Genomic DNA, 3,445 nt, shown 5'->3' with positions numbered 1-3,445 from the left:
CAAGGGCACCGAACATATCGACGTGCTGGAATGGTTCCTCGCCGATGACGAAACGCAGTCGATCATCATGATCGGCGAGATCGGCGGAAGTGCGGAAGAAGAAGCGGCGCAGTTCCTCAAGGATGAGGCCAAACGCGGGCGCAAGAAGCCTGTCGCAGGCTTTATCGCAGGCCGCACCGCCCCGCCGGGCCGCCGCATGGGCCACGCCGGCGCCATCGTCGCAGGCGGCAAAGGCGACGCCGAGAGCAAGATCGAAGCCATGAAATCCGCCGGGATCACCGTCGCCGAAAGCCCCGCTGGTTTGGGCGAGGCCGTGCTCAAGGCGATTGGCCGGTAGATCCGGCCCAACCCCGGCAGGCGGAGGCGTTGACTCAATATGGTTCTTGGTATACCAAGAACCATAGCCAGAGAGGAGGCGCCTCCCATGTTTCTCGCCGAATATCAGTCCAAGGAATTGCTTGCACAATATGGCGTGCTTGCCCCCGATGGACGCCCTGCCCGCAGCCCGGACGAGGCGCAACGCCTCTGCAAGGAAATCGACGCGCGCAAGTATGTGGTCAAGGCGCAGATCGGCGCGGGCGGGCGGGGTCTTGCTGGCGGTATCCGATTTGCCGCCACCCCCTCTGCCGTGGCCGACGAGGCGCGCCGCCTGCTTGGCTCTACGCTTGTGACCGATCAGACCGGGCCCGCGGGTGAAACCGTGACCTTGGTGCAGGTCGAGGCGGCCATCGACATCGCGCAAAGCTGCTTTGTCGCCATCGCCCTTGATCCAGAAACCGGGCAGCCGATGCTTCTGGCCTCGGGTGCGGGTGGCGTGGAATTCGAACAGCGCGCGCGCATGGACGAGGACACCGCCCAAAGCTGCCCCCTGCCCGCGGATACCCCCGAGGCCCGCGCGCAGATCGCGGCCTTTCTGACCGGCGTCGGCATCACCGAGGCACAGGAGGCGGCCATCGACGCGATCTTTGCCGCCCGCCTCGCCTTTACCGAGAACGACATGACGCTGATCGAGATCAACCCCTTTGCCCGCACCCCGCAGGGTCGCTGGATGGCGGTTGATGCCAAGGTGGCGATTGATCCCAATGCCGGGTTTCGCCGCCCCGAATTCGCTTCGATGGTGGCGGACCGCCCGGCCCCGGCCGATGAACTGGCGGCCCAGAAACACAATATCAATCTCGTGCGGCTCGACGGCAATATCGGTGTCGTCGCCAATGGTGCAGGGCTTGGTCTTGCAACCAATGACATGATCATGGACGCAGGCGGCAAGCCTGCCAATTTCATGGATATTCGCACCACCGCCAGCAGCATGGATGTGGCGCGCGGGGTCGAGATCCTCTTGGCCGATGACCGCGTGACCGCAATCCTGCTCACGATCCACGGCGGCGGCATGACCTCTGCCGACACGGTGGCCGAAGGCGTCAACTTTGCCTATGCTAAGGCCACCCGCAAGTTGCCGGTCATTGCCTATATCTCGGGCAAGCATGCAGATTGGGGCCACCGCATCCTGCGCGAACGCAAAGTGCCGGTCGAGAGCTGCGACACCCTGTCGGCAGCCGTCGGGCGGGTGGTTGAACTGGCAGGCCAGAGGAGGGCGCGCTGATGGCGATCTTTGTCAATTCCGAAACACGGCTGATCGTGCAGGGCATGACCGGGCGCTCCGGCACCTTCTACACCGATGAGGCGATGCGCTATGGTACCACCTGCGTGGGTGGCGTGCGCCCCGGCAAGGGCGGTGCGCGGCACCTTGGCCTTCCGCTCTACAACACAGTGCGCGACGCGGTTGAGGCCACCGAGGCCAATGCCAGCCTCGTGATTGTGCCAGCGCCTCAGGCCGGCGCCGCGATGATCGAGGCCATCGAGGCCGGTATCGGCGTGGTCGTCTGCGTGACCGAACGTGTACCGCAACATGACATGAGCCGCGTCAAACAGGCGCTTGCAGGCACCGACACCGTGCTCATCGGCCCTAATTCCCAAGGCATCCTGACGCCGGGCCAGTGCAAGATCGGCGTCATGCCCACGGTCAATGCCCTGCCCGGCCATATCGGCATCGCGTCGCGGTCGGCCTCGCTCACCTCGGAAATCTTGGCGCAATGCAGCAAGGCGGGGCTCGGGCAATCGACCACTGTCGGCATTGGCGGCGACACGCTGCATGGCGTGGGGTTTGTCGATTGCCTCAAGGCCTTCCGCGACGATCCCGAGACCGAGGCGGTCGTGCTGATCGGCGAGATCGGTGGGCGCGGCGAAGAAGAGGCCGCCGCCTATCTTGAAGCCGTGGACTATGGCAAACCGGTGGTGGCCCTTGTGGTCGGTCGTCACGCGCCGCGCGGGCGCCGGATGGGTCATGCGGGCACGCTTTCGGTTCTGGGTGGCGGCACAGCGGCGGATAAGATCGCCCGCCTGCGCGCCGCCGGGGTCGAAATCGCCGCGCATGCCGATGACGTGGTCGCCGCCGTCGCGCGCGCCACCGCTAAGGCCCCGCAAAAGGCTGCTGCCCGATGAGTGCCTTGCCTGAAACCATGCGCGTGATCGAAATGAGCGCCCCCGGTGGCCCCGAGGTGCTGATCCCCGGCACCCGTCCCCTGCCCGAGTGCGGCGCGGGCGAGGTGCTGATCCGCGTCACCGCCGCCGGTGTGAACGGTCCGGACCTCGTGCAGCGACGCGGCCATTATCCTCCACCCAAGGGCGCCTCGGACCTTCTCGGTCTGGAAGTGTCCGGCGAGGTGGTGGCCTGTGGCGAGGGTGTCAGCCAATGGCACCCCGGCGCCCGCATCTGTGGGCTGACCAATGGCGGCGGCTATGCCGAATTTGTGGCCGTGGATGCCAGCCACTGCCTACCCATTCCGCAAGGTGTCGACGAGGTCGAGGCGGCTGGCCTGCCCGAAACCTTCTTTACCGTCTGGAGCAATGTGTTTCTGGGGCATATCCTGCCCAAGGACGGGGTCTTCCTTGTCCACGGCGGCGCGGGCGGCATCGGGTCAACGGCGATCCAGTTGGGCAAGGCCATGGGGCTGACCGTGCTGACCACAGTAGGCGATGCCAACGCAGCAGAGTTCGTCACCTTTCTGGGGGCTGACCGCGCCATCAATTTCCGCTCCGAGGATTTCGTGGCCCTCACCCGCGAGGCAGGCGGCGCCGATATCATCCTCGACATCATCGGTGGTGATTACGTGGCGCGCAACATCAAGGCCGCGCGCCATGATGCGCGGATCATTCAGCTTGCTTTCAACATGGGCTCTAAGGTCGAGATTGATCTCATGCCCGTAATGCTCAAACGTCTGAGCTACACCGGCTCTACCCTGCGATCGCGGCCCGAAGCGTTCAAGACGCAAGTGGCCGAGGCGCTGCGCGAAACTGTCTGGCCTTTCTTTGCCGCTGGAAAACTGCGCCCCGTGACGCACCGTATCCTCCCCATGGAAGAGGCGGCAGAGGCGCATCGGCTGATGGA

At 65.1% G+C, this 3,445-nt stretch carries 3 protein-coding genes and 1 pseudogene; all 4 read left to right on the top strand.

Annotated features, from left to right (window positions below):
* Positions 1-337: pseudogene (locus KBT70_RS18885) on the top strand (succinate--CoA ligase subunit alpha); the annotation flags it as partial.
* Positions 338-424: 87 nt separating this feature from the next.
* Positions 425-1,600 carry an ATP-grasp domain-containing protein gene (locus KBT70_RS18880; protein ID WP_296637809.1) on the top strand — a complete coding sequence of 392 codons (1,176 nt, stop codon included), beginning with the start codon at positions 425-427 and terminating at the stop codon, positions 1,598-1,600.
* Positions 1,600-2,499, top strand: a complete 900-nt coding sequence (sucD, locus tag KBT70_RS18875; protein ID WP_296637807.1) for a succinate--CoA ligase subunit alpha — start codon at positions 1,600-1,602, stop codon at positions 2,497-2,499. The genes KBT70_RS18880 and sucD overlap by 1 nt, the downstream gene beginning before the upstream one ends.
* On the top strand, positions 2,496-3,445 hold a 950-nt coding region (locus KBT70_RS18870; RefSeq protein WP_296637805.1), incomplete at its 3' end, for an NAD(P)H-quinone oxidoreductase. The genes sucD and KBT70_RS18870, both read left to right, overlap by 4 nt.

The sequence above is a fragment of the Roseovarius sp. genome (assembly GCF_018066915.1).
Taxonomy (GTDB): Bacteria; Pseudomonadota; Alphaproteobacteria; order Rhodobacterales; family Rhodobacteraceae; genus Roseovarius.
The sequence above is the reverse complement of the archived record's forward strand: the minus strand, read 5'-3'. Positions and strand labels throughout refer to the sequence as shown.